This is a genomic window from Streptomyces sp. NPDC088252 (genome assembly GCF_044740965.1).
Taxonomy (GTDB): domain Bacteria; phylum Actinomycetota; class Actinomycetes; order Streptomycetales; family Streptomycetaceae; genus Streptomyces.
Genome location: NZ_JBIURS010000015.1, coordinates 1 through 19,877, shown reverse-complemented (window position 1 = coordinate 19,877; position 19,877 = coordinate 1). Strand labels below are relative to the sequence as shown.

The following is a 19,877-nucleotide window of genomic DNA, read 5'->3' as shown; positions in this document are numbered from 1 at the left end:
GAAACCATGGCCCCAGCTGCCATGCGTACTGCTGCACGATCACTCTCCGACGCCAAGCCGGTCTCGTTCTGGCTGGACGACCCCGGCAAGCCCGACGCGCTCCCCGCGCTCACCGGCGACGAGCACTGCGATCTCCTCGTCGTCGGCGGCGGCTACAGCGGGCTGTGGACCGCGCTGATCGCCAAGGAACGCGACCCGGAGCGGGACGTCGTGCTGATCGAGGGGCACGAGGTGGGCTGGGCCGCCTCGGGCCGCAACGGCGGATTCTGTGCCGCTTCCCTCACCCATGGTCTGCCCAACGGTCTGGAGCGCTGGCCGGACGAGATCGCGAAGCTGGAGGAGCTGGGCGAGCGGAATCTCGACGCCATCGAGGCCGCCGTCGCCCGCTATTCCATCGACTGCGAATTCGAGCGGACCGGCGAAATCGATGTCGCCACCCAGCCGCATCAGCTCGAAGAGCTTCAGGAATGGCACCAGGAGGCAGAAAAGCTCGGCTTCACCGGGCTGGAATTCCTGGACCGGGACGCGCTGCGCGCCGAGGTCGACTCGCCCACATTCCTGGGCGGTCTCTGGGACCGGCGCGGGGTCGCCATGCTGCATCCCGCCAAGCTGGCCTGGGGCCTGAAGCGGGCCTGTCTCGACCTCGGGGTGCGGATGTACGAGCACACCCGGGGCCTCGAACTGGCCAGGTCCACTGCCTCGATGGCGGTCCGCACGCCGTACGGGAGGGTCTTCGCGCGCCGTGTCGCGCTCGGCACGAACATCTTTCCGTCCCTGGTCAAGCGGGTACGCCCGTACACCGTGCCGGTCTACGACTACGCGCTGATGACCGAACCGCTCACCGCCGACCAGCTGGCCTCGATCGGCTGGAAGAACCGGCAGGGGCTGGGCGACAGCGCCAATCAGTTCCACTACTTCCGGATGTCGGCCGACAATCGGATCCTGTGGGGCGGCTATGACGCGATCTATCCGTACGGGGGCCGGCTGAGCGCCGATCTCGATCAGCGTCCGGAGACCTTCCTCAAGCTCGCGGGCCAGTTCTTCGATTGCTTCCCGCAGCTTGCCGAGGTTCGTTTCAGTCACGCCTGGGGCGGGGCGATCGACACCTGTTCCCGCTTTTCCGCATTCTTCGGTACGGCCCATCAGGGCCGGGTCGCCTATGCCGCCGGATACACCGGGCTCGGTGTCGGAGCCACCCGTTTCGGGGCCGATGTGATGCTCGATCTGCTGGCGGGCGAAAAGAATGAGCGGACCACTCTGGAAATGGTCCGCAGCAAGCCGATGCCCTTCCCGCCGGAGCCCTTCGCCTGGGCCGGGATCGAACTCACCAAGAGGTCCCTCGCCAGGGCGGACGACAACGGCGGGCACCGCAACCTGTGGCTGCGGACGATGGACCGGCTGGGGCTCGGCTTCGACAGCTGAGCACGGACCGGCGCGACGTGACCAGGGTCACCCCGGACAGGCGGCCCGAAGTCGCGTAATAGATCACCGCCACCCCTCTCTCCCGTGTGAACGCACCGGCAACGCATGGCCGGTGCACACGGGATTGGAGGCCGGTCATGGCTTGCGCGGGGGCCGAAGCAGCAGTCGAGTGGCTCGCATCGGTGGCACCGGACCCTGACGCCTGCCGGAAGGAGTGGGAGCGCGATCCCCGGGGGATCGCGCTCCTTCCCGCCGGCAGGCGCTGGGACGTACTGATTCTCCCGGGGGAGCTGGGCCATCCCACGTTCGATGTGCTCACCCGGCTCGTCGACCGGCCCGGACCGGTCCTCTCCGATCTGAGCGAAGCCCGCATGGGCTTCCTCGTGCCCCCGGGCACCGCCGCTCGCTGGGTCGGCACGGGCGTACGGGGAGCGGGACAGGGGACCTGGATCGTGGTGCCGTACCCCGGGCGGGAGGCCGCCGGCGCGGTGCGCTGGCTGATTCCGCCCGACGGCTCGGGCACGCTCAACGACGCCATGCTCCTGGAGCTCGCGATGCATGAGGCGGCGGCCGCACGGGCCGAGATCCGCGGGGACTGACGGGGCCGGGAACGGGGGGATGCCGAGCGCGAGGGCGGCCGGCTCCGGCGGTGGGCGGACGCCGACGGCCGGAACCGCCGCGGCCAGGGAGCGGCGACGCGGACCGGGACCCGGGTGCGGCCGGGCCACTGACAGAGGTCTTGACAACCTGATTGGTCTGGACCATGTTGTGGCCGCCGCACTCAATTCCCCCATGCACGGAGGCCGTTGTGGAACGCACGGGACCCCCCGCCCGATTTGCCGGATTTCTGGCCGCCTTCTCGGCCGTCCTGCTCGCCGCAGGCGGCCTCGCCGCCACCGCGCCGTCCGCCGCCGCCGCGGACTCCGATCTGGCGCGCAACGGCGGCTTCGAGGCGGGCCTGGATGGCTGGAGCTGTAGCGGCGGCAGCGGAGCCGTCGTCAACTCTCCCGTCCACAGCGGAACTTCGGCGCTGAAGGCGACCCCGGTCGGCGGCGACAACGCCAAGTGCGCCCAGTCCGTGACGGTCAAGCCGGACTCCACGTACACGCTGAGCGCCTGGGTGCAGGGCAGTTACGTCTACCTCGGCGCCGACGGCACCGGCACGACCGACGTGTCCACCTGGACGCAGTCGGCGGCCGACTGGAAGCAGCTGACCACCACGTTCAGGACCGGCCCGGCCACCACCTCCGTCACCGTCCACACCCACGGCTGGTACGGCACCCCTGCCTATTACGCCGACGACGTCAGCCTGGTCGGACCGGGCGGCGACCCGGTCGCGCTCCCCGCCGTCCCCACCGGGCTGAAGGCCGGCACGGCCACCTCCTCCTCGGTCGACCTCTCGTGGACCGGTTCCTCGGGGGCCACCGGCTACAACGTCTACCGGGGCGGCACGAAGGTCCTCTCGGTCACCGGCACCTCCGCGACCGTCACGGGGCTGGCCGCCTCGACCGCGTACAGCTTCCAGGTCGCCGCGACCAACTCCGCCGGTGAGTCCGCCAAGTCCGCCGCGGTCTCCGTCACCACCACGGCGGGCGGGGGCGGCGGCACCGGCGGCGGCCTGCCCGCGCACGCACTCGTCGGCTACCTGCACTCCAGCTTCGCCAACGGCTCCGGCTACACGCGCATGGCGGACGTGCCCGACTCCTGGGACGTCATCGACCTCGCCTTCGGCGAACCGACCTCGGTCACCTCGGGCGACATCCGCTTCTCGCTCTGCCCGGTCACGGAGTGCCCGAACGTCGAGTCCGTGGCCGAGTTCAAGGCGGCCATCAAGGCCAAGCAGGCCGCGGGCAAGAAGGTGCTGATCTCCATCGGCGGCCAGAACGGCCAGGTACAGCTCTCCACCACCACCGCCCGTGACACCTTCGTCTCCTCGGTCAGCAAGATCATCGACGAGTACGGTCTCGACGGCCTCGACATCGACTTCGAGGGTCACTCGCTCTCGCTGAACACCGGCGACACCGACTTCCGGAACCCCACCACTCCGGTCATCGTCAACCTGATCTCCGCGGTGAAGACCCTCAAGGCGAAGTACGGCGACAAGTTCGTCCTCACCATGGCCCCCGAGACCTTCTTCGTACAGCTCGGTCACCAGTACTACGGCTCGGGTCCCTGGGGCGGCCAGGACCCCCGTGCCGGCGCCTACCTCCCGGTCATCCACGCACTGCGCGACGACCTGACCCTGCTGCACGTCCAGGACTACAACTCGGGCTCCATCATGGGTCTGGACAACCAGTACCACTCGATGGGCGGCGCGGACTTCCACATCGCCATGACCGACATGCTGCTCGCCGGATTCCCGGTGGCCGGGGACCAGACCAGGATCTTCCCCGGGCTCCGTCCCGACCAGGTCTCCATCGGCCTGCCGGCCTCCCCCCAGGCGGGCAACGGCTACACCACCCCCGCCGAGGTGACCAAGGCGCTGAACTGCCTGACGAAGAAGACCGACTGCGGTTCGTACGCCACCCACGGGACATGGCCCGGGCTGCGCGGACTCATGACGTGGTCGATCAACTGGGACCGCTTCAACAACGGGGAGTTCGCGAAGAGCTTCGACGCCTACTTCGGCAGCTGAGGGCCCACGGCAGGAGCAGCGGGCCGCACAGGAACCAGCTGCCCAGCACGTCCAGCGGCCAGTGGTAGCCGCGCAGCACCAGACCGACGCCCGTCGCAGCCGTCAGCGAGACGGCGGCGACGGGCATCATCCACGACCGGCGCACATACGGCGCGACCAGCAGCGCCGCCGTCCCGTACGCCACCGCGGCCGTCGCCGCGTGGCCGGACGGGTAGTAGCCGGTGGCGTCGGTCAGCGGTCCCGGACGGGCGATCCATGCCTTCAGCGGGACGACCAGCACGGGCACCATCGCCATGGTGAGCGCCGCGTACAACGGCTCACGGCGTGCGCCGCGCACCAGGGCCCAGACGATCGCGCAGCCCAGCACCGGGAGCGCGAGCTGCATATTGCCGAGATCGGCGAGGAGTTCGGTCAGCCGGCCGGGGCCGTGTCCGACGACGGCACGTCCGGTCCGCTCGTCCAGGCCGCGCAGCGGACCGGCGGCCGCGACCTGCCAGGTGGTGAGCGCGAAGAGAGCGAGGAAGGACATCACCGGAGAAACGAGAAGAGCCGGCCGCCCGAGAACAGGGGGGGTGGTTCCGGGGCGGCCGGTCGGATCGGTTTGCCGCGCGCCCCGGGGGGTTTGGGGCGAGCGGCCATCCGATCGGTGAGGAGTTCCGGAGCCGAAGGCCCCAGTGGTGTGCGCGAAGGCACGGCCGGGAAGGTGCTGGGGAAGCTCCGACCCGGTGTCGCCGGCAGTCCCCTGCGGGCGGGGTGTTTCTCTCATCTGCAGAAACCGTACGTCAGCCGATGGGGGACCGACAGACGGAAACGGATCCCGCCATCGGCCCCCCACACACTCTTCACAGGCCCACACTCGGCCCCCCTGCAACCCCGACGGAACGGCTTCTGCCACCGCCGGGGGTTCGCACAGATCAGATCTGGCCGAAAGCCTGCTCGATGACGTCGAGGGCCTCGTTCAGCAGGTCCTCGCCGATCACCAGCGGCGGGAGGAAGCGCAGGACGTTGCCGTACGTGCCGCAGGTGAGGACCAGCACGCCCTCCGCGTGGCAGGCCTTGGCGAGCTTGGCGGTGGCCTCCGGGTTCGGGTCCTTCGTGCCGGACTTCACCAGCTCGATCGCGATCATCGCGCCGCGGCCGCGGATGTCACCGATGACATCGCCGTTCGGCAGCTTCGCCTGCATCTCGGCGAGGCGGCCCTTCATGACCTCCTCGATGCGCTTCGCCTTCCCGTTCAGGTCCAGCTCGCGCATCGTCTCGATGGCACCGAGCGCGCCCGCGCAGGCCACCGGGTTCCCGCCGTAGGTGCCACCGAGGCCACCGGAGTGCGCGGCGTCCATGATCTCGGCGCGGCCGGTCACGGCGGAGAGCGGGAGACCGCCCGCGATGCCCTTGGCGGTGGTGATCAGGTCCGGGACGATGCCCTCGTCCTCGCAGGCGAACCACTGGCCGGTACGGCAGAAGCCGGACTGGATCTCGTCGGCGACGAAGACGATGCCGTTGTCCTTGGCGAACTGGGCGATCGCCGGGAGGAAGCCCTTGGCCGGCTCGATGAAGCCGCCCTCGCCGAGCACCGGCTCGATGATGATCGCGGCGACGTTGTCCGCGCCGATCTGCTTGGTGATCTGGTCGATGGCCTGGGCGGACGCCTCCGCACCGGCGTTCTCGGCACCGGTCGGCCAGCGGTAGCCGTACGCCACCGGCACGCGGTAGACCTCGGGCGCGAACGGCCCGAAGCCCTGCTTGTACGGCATGTTCTTGGCGGTCAGCGCCATCGTGAGGTTGGTGCGGCCGTGGTAGCCGTGGTCGAAGACGACGACCGCGGAGCGCTTGGTGTAGATGCGGGCGATCTTCACCGCGTTCTCGACGGCCTCGGCGCCCGAGTTGAACAGCGCGGACTTCTTGGCGTGGTCGCCCGGCGTCAGCTCGGCGAGCTGCTCACAGACCTCGACGTACCCCTCGTACGGCGTGACCATGAAGCAGGTGTGGGTGAAGTCGGCGAGCTGCGCGGACGCACGGCGTACGACGGCCTCGGCGGAGGCGCCGACCGAGGTCACGGCGATGCCGGAACCGAGGTCGATCAGACGGTTGCCGTCCACGTCCTCGATGATCCCGCCACCGGCGCGGGCGGTGAACACCGGCAGGGTGGAGCCCACACCTGCGGCCACCGTCGAGAGGCGGCGGGCCTGCAGCTCCACCGACTTCGGGCCGGGAATGGCAGTGACGACGCGGCGCTCCTGCGGAATTGCGGTCATGAGGGGCTCCTGTGGGGTGTTTCGGACGCTTCTCTGTCTGCAGGCTATGGGCGGGGCCCGGGGTCCGGCATGTTCCGTTCGGGAGTGGTGGCCGGACGCGGTTGTCCGTCACGGACATAGCGAGGGGATTCGGGGCCGGGCCGCGGCGGTGCGCGGACGGGACGAGGGCTCCCCGGGCGCGCCGAAGACATCCCGCCGGACCGCGTCCGACGGGGTGGCACGGGGCACTAGATTGATGACTTCGGGCGCATGCGCCCGGAGTTACCGGTCGGCGCTGGTCAGGGGACGAGGGACAGCACATGGACACCGAGGGCACGTACGACTCGCGCGGCACCCGCTCCGGTCCACCGGTGCCGCGTCCGGCCGGCCCGCCACCGCCCGAACTGCCCCCGAGGCCGGGATACGCCCCCGCGTCCGGCCCCTCCCTGGGGGACTGGCTCCGCACCCCGAGGCCCGCCGCGGAACCCGGTGTCTGGCGGCTCGGCCACAGCCCACGGCCCGCCGAGGAGAAGGAGCGCCCCCCGGACCGCGCGCTGGTGAGCGGCGCGGTGATCTCGCTGCTGGCCTGCGTCCTCGTCTGGTCGCTCCTGCGCAACAACTACATCCCGTACTGGCGGGTTCCACTGAAGCTCTTCACCCCCGGCGACTGGTGGGGGCCGTTCGACGACCGGCCGCAGACCCGCGGAGCGGTCCGCGCGCTCGACATCTACCGCCTGCTGATCATCGGGGGCCTCGTCTACGGATTCGGCCGCCTGGGCAACTGGCCGACCGCCTTCGAACGGTGCGTCGCGGCCAGGGGAGCCGCGGCGCGGGCGGGTGGCGCGGCGATCGGCGCGCTGCTGGTCTGGATCCTCGTCTGGAACGGGACGGTGCCCGGGATGGGGCTGGCCTTCGGCCTGGTTCCCGGCTCCTGGCTGGGACCCGACCGGCCGCTGTCCCCGGTGATCAGCTACGGACTGTACGTCCTGCTCACCCTGGTGATCGTGTGGCCGTTCGCCAGGCTCGGAGGCTGGGCCGAGGCATGGCGCGCCCGCAGGCCCGCGCCGCCGGCGCCGGGCCGGGAACAGCGCGACCCGTCGAAGCCGACCGCGCCCGGCGGAACGGACGTCGTCGAGGTGGGCGGCGAGGACGACCCGGCCGAATGGCCCGACCTGCGCGCCGCCGGACAGCAGCGGGTCGCCGCCGAGCTCGCCAAGGAGACCCGGTCCGGGCGGATGAACGACGTCGACTACGTCCGCATCCGCCGCGCCTGGACCTCCGTGCGCGCCGACCACTCCCGGCTCTCCGCCTTCGCCGACACCGTGCTGCGCAACGGCTCCGCCGCCTGCGCCCACCCCTCCGGCGCACGCGACCTCCCGGTCCGCGCCGCCCGGCACGATCTTTTGGTCCAGCAGGTCAGGCTCGGCGCCGTCGAGGACGGCGAACGCAATCCGTACGCCCGCCGCGGCAGCGGCATCGCCCTCGACCCCGGACTGCTGGGCACCTCCCTGCTCGCCGTGGGGCCGCCCGGAGCGGGCAAGAGCCGGGCACTGGTCCGGCCCGTCGTCGAGGCCCTCGCACTGCAGGCGCTCGCCGGGCAGGCCGCTGTCGTCGCCGTGTGTGCGGCCGGTACCCGGCTCGGCGGCGACCAGGGCTTCGACGTCGTCATCAAGATCGGCGACGCGTCCTCCGTCCACGACCTCGACCTGTACGGCGGCACCAGCGACCCCGACGAGGCCGCGACCGTCCTCGCCGAGGGTCTGGTCGGCGACCTCCCCGAGGTGGACAGCAGGCGTGCCGCCACGGCCCTCGCCCAGCTCCTCGGCCCGTTCCGGGCAGCCCACGGACGCTTCCCCTCCGTGCCGGAACTGCGGGAACTCCTGGACGGGGTGCACGAGGCCCTCACCGCTCTGCGGGAGGCGCTCGACGTGAGCGGACACCCCGGCATGCTGCGCGAGCTGGATGCCCGCGCACGCCAGTCCGGGTCGACCGGCGACCCGGGCCCCGCCCTGGCCGACCGGGTGGCGCTGCTCGACCGGCCGGCCTTCGCGGAGTTCTTCGACACCACGGGCAAGTCCCGCCCCTTCTCGCCGCGGGCCCTGGAACACCCGCTCCGGGTCCGTATCGATCTGCCCGAACGCGGTCATGCCGAGGCGTCCCGGGTGCTGGCACGCCTCGTCCTCGCCCAGTTCACGGCGAGCGCCGCGGCCCGTACCGACCGTTCCCTGTTCGCCTGTCTGGTCCTCGACGACGCGACCCACACCCTGACGCCCGACACCGTCCGCGGAATCCAGCGGCTGCGCTCCGCCCACGCCGGGGCCGTACTCACCCTGCGCACCCTCGACGACGTGCCGGAGCAGTTGCACACGGCGCTGCTCGGCGCGGTCGGCTGCCGGATGGCGTTCTCCGGGATCACGACGTGGGACGGGAAGAAGTTCGCCGAGGCCTGGGGGACGGAGTGGGTCGAGACCCGCGACGTCACCCAGCGCACGGTCTTCGCCGACCAGCCCATGACGCGGGCCATCCACGCCTTCCGCAAACTGGTCACCGGCAAGGCGGTCACCACCGACGCGGTGACCGTGCGGCAGGTCGAACGGGAACGCTGGTCGGCCTCCGAGCTCGCCCACCGGGTACCGGCCGGACACGCGGTGCTGTCCCTGACGACCGTACGGGGGGAGCACGCGCCGCCCCTGCTGGTGGACCTGAACGGCTGAGCGGTGCGGGGGCGGGGCCCGCGGTGTGAGAGCGGTTACCCCGGACCCTGCCGCCCTGGCAGAATCGAGAGGAGTCGTTCATACGGGACGGCGAAAATCGATTTCTGAGGTCCCACGGTCCCCATGCCCCCCACTCTCGCCTCGCTCGTCCAGCATTCGGCGCTCAAACTCACGGTGCGTGCGGGGGCGGACCGGCTCGACGCGCCCGTGCGCTGGGCCCACGCCAGCGAGCTGGCCGACCCCGTGCCGTACATGGAGGGCGGTGAGCTCCTGCTGGTCACCGCCACCAACCTCGACGCCGAGAATCCCGAGGCGATGCGGCGGTACGTGCGGCGGCTGGCCGGGGCCGGAGTCGTCGGGCTGGGGTTCGCCGTCGGCGTCAACTACGACGACGTGCCGCAGGCGCTGATCGACGCCGCCGAGGAAGGGGGACTGCCGCTCCTCGAAGTGCCGCGTCGCACGCCGTTCCTCGCGATCGCCAAGGCCGTGTCGTCGGCGATCGCCGCCGATCAGTACCGGGCGGTGACAGCGGGGTTCGAGGCCCAGCGGGAGCTGACGAAGGCCGCGCTCGCGGGCGACGGCCCCGGCGAACTCCTGTGCCGGCTCGCCACGCACGTCGACGGCTGGGCGGCGCTGTACGACGCCTCCGGCGCGGTCGTCGCCGTGGCCCCTGAGTGGGCCGCGCGCCGGGCCGCCCGGCTCACCCCCGACGTGGAGCGGCTGCGGGAGCGTCCCGCCCCGGCCAGCGTGGTCGTCGGCGACACCGACGACCGGGTCGAGCTCCAGTCCCTGGGCACCGGCCGCCGCGTCCGGGGCGCGCTGGCCGTCGGCACCGGCGCGGCACTGGGTACCGCCGAGCGGTACGCCGTGCACTCGGCGGTCGCCCTGCTGACCCTGACCACCGCCCGTTCCCGGTCCCTCCAGGGCGCGGAGCAGCGGCTGGGCGCGGCGGTGCTGCGCATGCTGCTCGCCGGCCAGCCCGACCACGCGCGGGCCGTCGCCGGGGATCTGTACGGGGGGCTGCTCGACGCCCCGTTCCGGCTGCTCATCGCGGAGGCGTCGACCCCCTCGGCGACCGCGTCGCTGGGCGAGGCGATGGAAGCGGCGGCCTTCCGGACCGGAGAGGCACTGCTGAGCGTGGACGAGGGCGAGCGGCTCGTCGTCCTGGCCGCGGACGGCGGAGCGGCGGTCGCCGCGTGCGCGGCGTACGCGCAGGCGCAGGAGGCCCGGGAGGCACGGCCCGCGCGCGAACCGGCGACGGCGGAGGAGGAGGCACAGGTGGTCGTGGGCCTGTCGGCACCGGTGGGCCCCATCGCCGTCTCCGCCGCGTACAAGCAGGCCGAGCAGGCCTTGTCGGTGGCCCGCCGCCGGGGCAGGGCGCTGGTCGAGCACGAGGAACTGGCGGCGGGTTCGGTGCTCCCGCTGCTCGCGGACGACGCCGTGCGGGCCTTCGCCGACGGAATGCTCCGCGCCCTGCACGAGCACGACGCCAAGGGCCGCGGCGACCTGGTGGCCTCGCTACGGGCCTGGCTCGCCCACCACGGCCAGTGGGACGCGGCCGCGGCGGACCTGGGCGTCCACCGCCACACCCTGCGCTACCGGATGCGTCGCGTGGAGGAGATCCTGGGCCGCTCACTGGACGATCCGGACGTCCGGATGGAGCTGTGGCTGGCCCTGAAGGCCACGGGCTCCCCCGCGACGCCGGAGCCGTAGCGACCGCCCGGAGGGGCGGGCACCGCCCGTCGGCTCCGGATCCGTACCCGCTGCCCGCTCGGCCCCGCCCCCCGCGATCCCGTCGGCGCATCCGACAAAGCGGCGTGTCCCGGTCGTGCTCTGCTCCACCTCGGACAAACGCCAGGTCGGCCGCGCGGCCCTACGGTGGGGGGCAGCACACCCCACGACTTCGAAGGGCCGGACCCGCCATGACTTCCACCCACGCCTTCTGGCTCGCCGGCCGCCAGGCCACCGGTGAGGACAGCTTCGACGTCACCAACCCCTGGGACGGCCGTCTCGTCGGCACCGTCAGCGTGCCGACCGACGCGCAGATCGAGGAGGCCGTCGCGGCCGCGCACGCCGTGCGCGAGGAGTTCGCCGCGACCCCGGCGCACGTCCGGGCCGCCGCACTCGATCACGTCGTACGGCGTCTGGTGGAGCGCACCGAGGAGATCGCCCAGCTGATCTCCGCCGAGAACGGCAAGCCCATCAAGTGGGCCCGTGGCGAGGTCGGCCGTGCCGTCTCCGTGTTCCGGTTCGCCTCCGAGGAGGCCCGTCGCTTCAACGGCGGCGACGCCCAGCGCCTCGACACCGACGCCGGCGGCACCGGCCGTCTCGGTCTGACCCGACGCTTCCCGCGCGGCACGGTCCTCGGCATCGCGCCGTTCAACTTCCCGCTGAACCTGAGCGCCCACAAGGTGGCCCCGGCCATCGCCGTCGGTGCCCCGATCATCCTGAAGCCCGCCCCGGCCACCCCGATCTCGTCGCTGATCCTGGGTGAGCTGCTGGCCGAGACCGACCTGCCGGCCGGTTCGTGGTCCGTGCTGACGGTCCCGAACGACCGGATGCCCGCCCTGGTCCAGGACGAGCGCCTGCCGGTCATCTCCTTCACCGGTTCCGGCCCGGTCGGCTACTCGATCATGGAGTCGGTGCCGCGCAAGCACTGCACCCTGGAGCTCGGGGGCAACGGCGCCGCGGTCGTCCTCGGCGACTACGCCTCCGACGAGGACCTGGACTGGGCCGCGAACCGCATCGCGACCTTCTCCAACTACCAGGGCGGCCAGTCCTGCATCTCCGTGCAGCGCGTCATCGCGGACGCCTCGGTCTACGACCGGCTCGTCCCGAAGATCGTCGCGGCCGTCGAGGCCCAGGTCACCGGCGACCCGTCCGACGCCGCCACCGATGTCGGCCCGCTGGTCAGCGAGGACGCCGCCAAGCGCGTCGAGTCGTGGGTCGACGAGGCCGTGCAGGCCGGCGCCCAGCTCCTCACCGGCGGCAAGCGGGACGGTGCCACGTACGCCCCGACCGTGCTCGCGGAGCTCCCGGACGGCGTCACCCTCTCCTGCGAGGAGGTCTTCGGACCGGTGCTCTCCGTGCAGAAGGTGGACGGCGAGGCCGAGGCGTTCGCGGCGGTCAACTCCTCCAAGTACGGCCTGCAGGCCGGTGTGTTCACGCACGACCTGCAGACCGCCTTCCGCGCCCACCGCGCCCTTGAGGTCGGCGGCGTGATCATCGGCGACGTCCCCTCCTACCGTGCGGACCAGATGCCGTACGGCGGCGCCAAGCAGTCCGGCGTCGGCCGCGAGGGCGTCCGCTACGCGATGGACGACTACACCTACGAGCGCGTGCTGGTCCTCACCGGCCTCGCCCTGTAGGACCGCGAACCGGATCGGACCGATCCACCAGCGTCGCCTGTGATCCGCCTTGGACAGCACGACAGCAGGCGGCAGAGAGACGGCCGGTGCCCACTGTGCGGGGGCACCGGCCGTCTCTGCGTTCCTCCGCGTCGGCCTGCCGGAGCTGCCGCCACGGGGTCCCGCACATGGATGCGGACCAGGACGGGGGGACGAACACCGACCCCCCGTCAGGTGCCGTTCTCCGGGTGGAGAAGATGGAGGAGACCGACGGGGGCCGAACGGCTTCGAGAGGAAGTTCCGTGACGTCGTGTACAACGCGGGCCGAAGGGGAACACCATGGCCGCGGACGGATGCCGGTACGGGCCGATGAAGGACGGGACCGCCGGCACGCGTCCGTGTCTCATTCCGGCGCCGTACTCGCGTCCGATCAGCAACGGAAGGACGCCTCTGTTCCAGGCCCCCGTGTCCGCCCTCAGTGACCAGGAGGTTTGAATGGCCACTCCCTTGACGGCCACCGCCGTCCTCACCGCCCTCCGCGCCGAAGGTGTGCGCGTGGTGGAGGTCGGCAACTGGACCACCCACAACCGTAATTCGAAGGGGGCTTGGGGACCGGTCAACGGGTCGATCGTGCACCACACGGTCACCAAGGGCACCGCTGCCACGGTCGCGACCGTGCGGGACGGCTACGCAGCCCTGCCGGGACCGCTGTGCCACGGGATGATCGCGAAGGACGGCCGTGTGCACATGGTCGGCTGGGGCCGCGCCAATCACGCGGGCGGTGGCGACCCGCGCGTGCTGGAGCAGGTCGTGTCCGAGTCCTACGGCACCCGCCCGACCCCACCGACCCGCGGCAACAGCAACGGTGTCGACGGCAACAGCAGGTTCTACGGGTGGGAGTGCGAGAACCTCGGCGACGGCAAGGACCCCTGGCCCAAGGCCCAGTACGACGCGATCGTCCGTGTCCAGGCCGCGCTCTGCCGGAAGCACGGCTGGTCCGCGAAGTCCGTGATCGGCCACCTGGAATGGTCCAGCGACAAGATCGACCCCCGCGGCTTCACCATGGCCGGGCTCCGCGCCGATGTGGCCGAACGGCTGAAGCACCCCGCGAGCTGGAACCCCGGCTCCGACCACGAGGAGGACCCCATGGCAGGCATCACCAAGAAGGACATCTTCGACGCCGTGTGGAAGACCGATGCGATCGGCGGCCCGGCAGACGCCGCGGACCACAGCACGAATCCGACCTGGCAGGCGCAGTCGATCCTGAAGGACGTCCAGGCCCGCATCCGCCGCATGGACAAGACCCTGGCCGCCCAGTCCGCCGCGATCACCGCACTCGCGGGGCAGGTCGGTACCGGCGCCGACACCGAGACCATCGTCGCCGCGGTCGAGACGGCCATCAAGAACGCGGTCATCGACGTAACATCAACACCAACGGGGCCTGACCGCCTCGATGTTCGCGGCCGCGTTCGGGGCTGCTGCGGCGGAGCGCCCCGTACGGACGCCACGCAGACCCTGAACGCGAGGTCGGGCCCCGGCACCACCGGTGCGCCGGTGGCGCCGGGGCCGGGGACGCCTCGGACCGCGCGGTCGGGGAGCTGCAGGACGGATCTCCGGCGGTCCCTGATCCGGCCGGAAATTCCGACTCGGGCCACCAGGGCTCGGCCGGCCGCTCACGAGGTTGCCGGGAAGCGCGTGGGCGCGCGGCACGGCGGGTGCCATGATCACGCGGGCGTTCCGGCGCGGGTCCGGCGTGCAGGGAGGGACCATGAAGCTCTGCATCGCCATATTTCTCGCGCTGTCGGCGTTGCTCATTGCCGCCTCCGGCGCGGCGGCGGTCACCCGTGGCTGGGTGCTTCCCGTGTACCGGCGACCGGTCCACCGCCCTCGCGTCCTCGGCTGGGGCCAGTTGGTGGCTGCCGCCGCCCTGTGCTGGCAGGTGCTCTTCTTGCTGGTGCTCGACGACCCCGACATCCTCGGCCCGGACATCCGGGGGTGGGGGAGCCTGCCCGGCGGCGCGCTTCTGCTGACCGGTCCCGTCCTGATGATGCTGAGCCGGCGCCCGGGCGGCGACCGACAGGGCAACGGCACGCCCTGAGCCCGTGGCGTCCGACCACGGTCCGGCCGCCGTGTCACCGCGGGGCTGGCCAGTGGAGTGGCTGTCGACCCGATCGGCGTTCCGGGGATGGTGGGCGTGCCGGGAATCGGGTACATCAGGACAAGTAGCACCGGTTGGTACGGCTCGGCAGGCGCGCATGCCTCCGTGCGTTCCGGCCGTGTCCGCCCATCCCACGACGCGGCGAGGTGAGCTCCTCATGTCCGCACCATCCGCCCCGAAGAACACGCCCAAGGTCACCGAGCGTGAAGCGCGCCAAGTGGCCGAGGCCGCGCGCGAACAGGACTGGCACAAGCCGAGTTTCGCCAAGGAACTCTTCCTCGGCCGCTTCCGGCTCGACCTGATCCATCCGCATCCGCTGCCGCCCGCGGACGACGTCCGGCGCGGCGAGGCCTTCCTCGCCCGGCTGCGCGCCTTCTGCGAGACCAGGATCGACAGCGCCCTGATCGAGCGTGAGGCCAGGATCCCCGACGAGGTGATCAACGGCCTCAAGGAGCTCGGCGCGCTCGGGATGAAGATCGAGCCGAAGTACGGCGGGCTGGGCCTGACCCAGGTCTACTACAACAAGGCCCTCGCCCTGGTCGGCTCCGCCAGCCCCGCCATCGGTGCGCTGCTCTCCGCCCACCAGTCCATCGGCGTGCCGCAGCCGCTGAAGCTCTTCGGCAGCCAGGAGCAGAAGGACGCCTTCCTGCCCCGGCTGGCCAGTACCGACATCTCGGCGTTCCTGCTCACCGAACCGGACGTCGGATCCGACCCGGCCCGGCTCGCCACCTCGGCCGTTCCGGAGGGATCGGACTACATCCTCGACGGTGTGAAGCTGTGGACGACCAACGGCGTCGTCGCCGACCTGCTCGTCGTGATGGCCCGTGTTCCGAAGTCGGACGGTCACAAGGGCGGCATCACGGCCTTCGTCGTCGAGGCGGACTCCCCGGGCATCACCGTCGAGAACCGCAACGCCTTCATGGGCCTGCGCGGCCTCGAGAACGGCGTCACCCGCTTCCACCGTGTCCGGGTCCCCGCCGCCAACCGCATCGGCCCCGAGGGCGCGGGGCTCAAGATCGCCCTCACCACGCTCAACACGGGACGGCTCTCGCTGCCCGCCATGTGCGTCGGCGCCGGGAAATGGTGTCTGAAGATCGCCCGCGAGTGGTCGGCGGTGCGCGAGCAGTGGGGCAGGCCGGTCGCCCGGCACGAGGCCGTCGGCGCCAAGATCTCCTTCATCGCCGCGACCACCTTCGCGCTGGAAGCGGTGGTCGACCTCTCCTCCCAGATGGCGGACGAGAACCGCAACGACATCCGTATCGAAGCCGCTCTCGCCAAGCTGTACGGCTCCGAGATGGGCTGTCTGATGGCCGACGAACTGGTCCAGATCCGGGGCGGCCGGGGCTTCGAGACCGCCGCGTCCCTCGCCGCCCGCGGCGAACGGGCCGTACCCGCCGAACAACTCCTGCGCGACCTGCGGATCAACCGGATCTTCGAAGGCTCCACCGAGATCATGCACCTGCTGATCGCGCGTGAGGCCGTCGACGCCCATCTGAAGGTCGCCGGAGACATCATCGACCCCGACAAGCCCCTCTCCGCCAAGGCGCGAGCGGGCGCCAACGCGGCCGGCTTCTACGCCCGCTGGCTGCCCAAGCTCGTCGCGGGGCCGGGACAACTCCCGCGTACCTACGGGGAGTTCAACCCGGCCGGGCACCCGGACCTGTCCACCCACCTGCGATATGTCGAACGTTGTGCCCGCAAGCTCGCGCGCTCCACCTTCTACGCCATGTCGCGCTGGCAGGGCCGGATGGAGACCAAGCAGGGCTTCCTCGGCAGGATCGTCGACATCGGCGCGGAACTCTTCGCGATGAGCGCGGCCTGTGTCCGCGCCGAGCTGCTGCGCTCCTCCAGCGACCACGGCCGCGAGGCGTACCGGCTCGCCGACGTCTTCTGCCACCAGTCCCGTGTCCGGGTCGAGGAGCTCTTCACCCGCCTGTGGTCCAACACCGACGACCTGGACCGGCGCATGGTCGACGGCGTGCTGTCCGGTGCGTACACCTGGCTGGAGGACGGCATCATCGACCCGAGCGGCGAAGGACCGTGGATCGCCGATGCCACACCGGGGCCGTCCAGCCGGGACGATGTCCACCGCCCCATTCGCTGACCCGTTGTCCACCGGGCGTGCGCACGCCCCCTCGTCGGCCGTACCCCGCCCCACCGGGCGCGGAGTACGGCCGACGGGCGTGCGGGTACCGCGCCTCGCCGCGTTGTCGCCGGTCGCGTACCGCCGGCTCGGGCCGTACGGACGGGGACGGCGAACCGTCGGGTGACGGCCCGGGGACGGAGGCGTTCGGCGAGGCACGGCTCCCGGCCGCCGCCTTCGCCGGTGTGCCGCGGGAGGTCCCGGCCGCCCGGCGGACAGGGGTTTGCGCCACGGGCCGAGCACGGCTTCGCCGGGCCGCGTCGGCCGGGCGCGGGGACGCACTGTCCACACCCACAGCCGATGCGGCAACAATGGGGGCATGAGCGACAGCCCTGCCCCCCTCGCCGACCCGCACCTCGTCTTCGACGCCGCGGAAGGCCGCCGGGATCTCGTCATCCTCGGCTCCACCGGTTCCATCGGCACCCAGGCGATCGACCTGGTGCTGCGCAACCCCGACCGCTTCCGCGTCACCGGACTCTCCGCCGCGGGCGGACGGGTCGCCCTCCTCGCCGAGCAGGCGCGGCAACTGCGGGTGCGCACCGTGGCCGTCGCCGCACCGGACGCCGTCCCCGCGCTCCGGGAGGCGCTGCGCGAGCAGTACGGGACGGGCGAGCCGCTCCCCGAGATCCTGGCCGGGCCGGACGCCGCCGCGCAGCTGGCGGCGAGCGACTGCCACACCGTGCTCAACGGAATCACCGGCTCGATCGGACTCGCCCCCACGCTCGCCGCGCTGGAGGCGGGCCGCACGCTCGCCCTGGCCAACAAGGAGTCGCTGATCGTCGGCGGCCCGCTGGTCAAGGCGCTGGCGAAGCCCGGCCAGATCATCCCGGTCGACTCCGAGCACGCCGCGCTCTTCCAGGCACTGGGCGCCGGCACCCGCGCCGACGTACGCAAGCTCGTCGTCACCGCCTCCGGCGGCCCCTTCCGGGGACGGACGAAGAGCGAGCTGGCGGACGTCACACGCGAGCAGGCCCTCGCCCACCCGACCTGGGCCATGGGACCGGTCATCACGATCAACTCGGCCACCCTGGTCAACAAGGGACTGGAGGTCATCGAGGCGCATCTCCTCTACGACATCCCGTTCGACCGGATCGAGGTCGTGGTCCACCCCCAGTCGTACGTCCATTCCATGGTGGAATTCACCGACGGCTCCACCCTGGCCCAGGCCACGCCCCCCGACATGCGGGGCCCGATCGCCATCGGCCTCGGCTGGCCCCAGCGCGTCCCGGACGCGGCACCCGCCTTCGACTGGTCGAAGGCGTCCAGCTGGGAGTTCTTCCCCCTGGACGACGAGGCCTTTCCGTCCGTGGGGCTCGCCCGGCACGTGGGCACGCTCGGTGCCACCGCCCCGGCCGTGTTCAACGCCGCGAACGAGGAATGTGTCGACGCATTCCTGGCAGGACTGCTGCCGTTCAACGGAATCATGGATACGGTCACGGCGGTGGTCGCCGAACACGGCACCCCCGCCACGGGAACTTCGCTCACGGTCGCAGACGTCCTCGAAGCGGAGACCTGGGCACGCGCCCGGGCCCGTGAACTCTCGGCGAAAGCGACAGCGGAGGCGCGCGCATGAGTATTACGACGGTCCTGTTGACGATTCTGGGCATCGTCGTCTTCGTCATCGGCCTGCTGTTCTCCATCGCCTGGCACGAGCTCGGACACCTCTCGACCGCGAAGCTCTTCGGCATCCGCGTTCCCCAGTACATGGTCGGCTTCGGGCCGACGATCTGGTCGCGGAAGAAGGGCGACACCGAGTACGGGATCAAGGCCATCCCGGCCGGCGGCTACATCCGCATGATCGGCATGTTCCCGCCGGGACCGGACGGGCGCCTGGAGGCGCGGTCCACTTCCCCGTGGCGCGGCATGATCGAGGACGCCAGATCGGCCGCCTTCGAAGAGCTCGAACCCGGTGACGAGAAGCGGCTCTTCTACACGCGCAAGCCGTGGAAGCGCGTCATCGTGATGTTCGCCGGACCGTTCATGAATCTGGTCCTCGCCGTCGCGATCTTCCTCGGCGTGGCGATGACCTTCGGGTTCCAGACCCAGACCACCGAGGTGGCGGGGGTCCAGAAGTGCGTGATCGCCCAGAGCGAGAACCGCGACACCTGCAAGAAGTCCGACCCGGTCTCGCCCGCGCAGGCCGCGGGACTGAAGAAGGGCGACAGGATCGTCGCCTTCGACGGCCGGAAGGTCGACGACTGGGCCACGCTTTCCGACAAGATCCGCGACACCATCGGCCCCGCCACCATCACCGTCCTGCGCGACGGCCAGGAGAAGACCCTCCACGCCGTGCTCCAGGAGAACTCGGTGGCCGAGAAGGACTCCAAGGGCGAGGTGGTCCCCGGGAAGTTCGTCCCGGCCGGCTACCTCGGCTTCGCCGCCCAGACCGAGATCGTCCCGCTCTCCTTCGGCGACTCGGTCGTCCGCATGGGAGACATGATCGAGAACGGTGTCGACTCGATCATCGCCCTCCCGTCCAAGATCCCGGACCTGTGGAACGCCGCCTTCGGCGACGGCCCGCGAGCGGCCGACTCCCCGGTGGGCGTCGTCGGCGCGGCCAGGATCGGCGGCGAGGTGATGACGCTGGACGTACCGGCGCAGAACCAGATCGCGATGATGCTGTTCCTGCTGGCCGGCTTCAACCTCTCGCTGTTCCTCTTCAACATGCTGCCCCTGCTGCCGCTCGACGGCGGGCACATCGCCGGAGCGCTCTGGGAGGCCCTGCGCCGCAATGTGGCCCGGGTCTTCAAGCGCCCCGACCCGGGCCCCTTCGACGTGGCCAAGCTGATGCCGGTCGCCTATGTCGTCGCGGGCGTCTTCATCTGCTTCACACTGCTCGTGCTGGTCGCCGACATCGTCAATCCGGTCAAGATCTCCTGATCTCCCGACCGGTCCGGTGAACCAAGGGTGACGGCCCGGCACACAGCGTGTGTCCGGGCCCGCCCTCCGTGCGGCGCTCCCGGACGCGGTGTGCGCCGGGCCGCCGCCGGTGACGTAACCTCGAAGCCCGGAGCCCGCCGATCTCGGGACCTCGATCCACACCTTGGGGATGCTCAGCGCATGACTGCGATTTCTCTCGGAATTCCGTCCGTTCCGACCAAGCTCGCCGACCGGAGGGTCAGTCGAAAGATCCAGGTCGGGTCGGTGGCGGTGGGCGGGGATGCGCCGGTGTCGGTGCAGTCGATGACCACGACGCGTACGTCGGACGTGGGTGCGACGTTGCA

Annotated in this window: 12 protein-coding genes and 1 pseudogene; 11 read left to right on the top strand and 2 right to left on the bottom strand. The window is 71.4% G+C overall.

Annotation, left to right across the window (positions count from 1 at the left end):
• Nucleotides 1–6: 6 nt before the first annotated feature.
• The 3 genes from ACIOHC_RS27370 (at nucleotide 7) to ACIOHC_RS27360 (ending at nucleotide 4,057) form a co-directional block, all read left to right on the top strand.
• The gene (locus ACIOHC_RS27370) at nucleotides 7–1,422 is read left to right on the top strand and encodes an FAD-dependent oxidoreductase (RefSeq protein ID WP_351083821.1); all 1,416 of its coding nucleotides are present in this window, start codon (nucleotides 7–9) and stop codon (nucleotides 1,420–1,422) included.
• A gap of 137 nt (nucleotides 1,423–1,559) precedes the next feature.
• On the top strand, nucleotides 1,560–2,021 hold the full coding sequence (locus ACIOHC_RS27365; RefSeq protein WP_351083823.1) for a hypothetical protein: 462 nt from the start codon (nucleotides 1,560–1,562) through the stop codon (nucleotides 2,019–2,021).
• 209 nt (nucleotides 2,022–2,230) lie between these two features.
• Nucleotides 2,231–4,057 carry a chitinase gene (locus ACIOHC_RS27360; RefSeq protein WP_401844336.1) on the top strand — a complete coding sequence of 609 codons (1,827 nt, stop codon included), beginning with the start codon at nucleotides 2,231–2,233 and terminating at the stop codon, nucleotides 4,055–4,057.
• On the opposite strand, the gene ACIOHC_RS27355 is transcribed toward ACIOHC_RS27360, so the two are convergent.
• Together ACIOHC_RS27355 and gabT are read right to left on the bottom strand one after the other, a co-directional pair.
• Entirely contained in the window at nucleotides 4,008–4,823 is an 816-nt protein-coding gene (locus tag ACIOHC_RS27355; protein WP_365693451.1) for a phosphatase PAP2 family protein, read from the bottom strand. The two genes, ACIOHC_RS27360 and ACIOHC_RS27355, sit on opposite strands and share 50 nt — an antisense overlap.
• 148 nt (nucleotides 4,824–4,971) lie before the next feature.
• On the bottom strand, nucleotides 4,972–6,312 hold the full coding sequence (gene gabT, locus ACIOHC_RS27350) for a 4-aminobutyrate--2-oxoglutarate transaminase (RefSeq protein ID WP_351083830.1): 1,341 nt from the start codon (nucleotides 6,310–6,312) through the stop codon (nucleotides 4,972–4,974).
• Between the two features lie 299 nt (nucleotides 6,313–6,611).
• On the opposite strand from gabT, the gene ACIOHC_RS27345 reads away from it, so the two are divergent.
• The 8 genes and pseudogenes from ACIOHC_RS27345 to ACIOHC_RS27310 form a co-directional block, all read left to right on the top strand.
• Nucleotides 6,612–9,005, top strand: coding sequence for an ATP/GTP-binding protein (locus ACIOHC_RS27345; protein ID WP_351083832.1), 2,394 nt, complete (start codon nucleotides 6,612–6,614; stop codon nucleotides 9,003–9,005).
• 123 nt (nucleotides 9,006–9,128) lie between these two features.
• Entirely contained in the window at nucleotides 9,129–10,718 is a 1,590-nt protein-coding gene (locus ACIOHC_RS27340) for a PucR family transcriptional regulator (RefSeq protein WP_401844334.1), read from the top strand.
• Between the two features lie 209 nt (nucleotides 10,719–10,927).
• Complete coding sequence (locus ACIOHC_RS27335; protein ID WP_351083836.1) at nucleotides 10,928–12,373, top strand: aldehyde dehydrogenase family protein; 1,446 nt, start codon at nucleotides 10,928–10,930, stop codon at nucleotides 12,371–12,373.
• A 474-nt stretch (nucleotides 12,374–12,847) separates the two neighbouring features.
• Nucleotides 12,848–13,474 (top strand): annotated as a pseudogene (locus ACIOHC_RS27330) (N-acetylmuramoyl-L-alanine amidase); the annotation flags it as partial.
• 1,193 nt (nucleotides 13,475–14,667) lie between these two features.
• Nucleotides 14,668–16,614 carry an acyl-CoA dehydrogenase family protein gene (locus ACIOHC_RS27325; RefSeq protein ID WP_351083842.1) on the top strand — a complete coding sequence of 649 codons (1,947 nt, stop codon included), beginning with the start codon at nucleotides 14,668–14,670 and terminating at the stop codon, nucleotides 16,612–16,614.
• A gap of 358 nt (nucleotides 16,615–16,972) precedes the next feature.
• Nucleotides 16,973–18,226 (top strand): 1-deoxy-D-xylulose-5-phosphate reductoisomerase, encoded by a 1,254-nt coding sequence (gene dxr / locus ACIOHC_RS27320; protein ID WP_351083844.1) that lies wholly within the window; start codon nucleotides 16,973–16,975, stop codon nucleotides 18,224–18,226.
• Nucleotides 18,223–19,533: a site-2 protease family protein gene (locus tag ACIOHC_RS27315; RefSeq protein WP_351083846.1), complete on the top strand. Its 1,311-nt coding sequence runs from the start codon at nucleotides 18,223–18,225 to the stop codon at nucleotides 19,531–19,533. Before dxr ends, ACIOHC_RS27315 begins: the two co-directional genes overlap by 4 nt.
• Before the next feature lie 180 nt (nucleotides 19,534–19,713).
• Nucleotides 19,714–19,877 (top strand): flavodoxin-dependent (E)-4-hydroxy-3-methylbut-2-enyl-diphosphate synthase (locus tag ACIOHC_RS27310; RefSeq protein WP_362209164.1); only part of this gene is annotated, 164 nt, incomplete at its 3' end.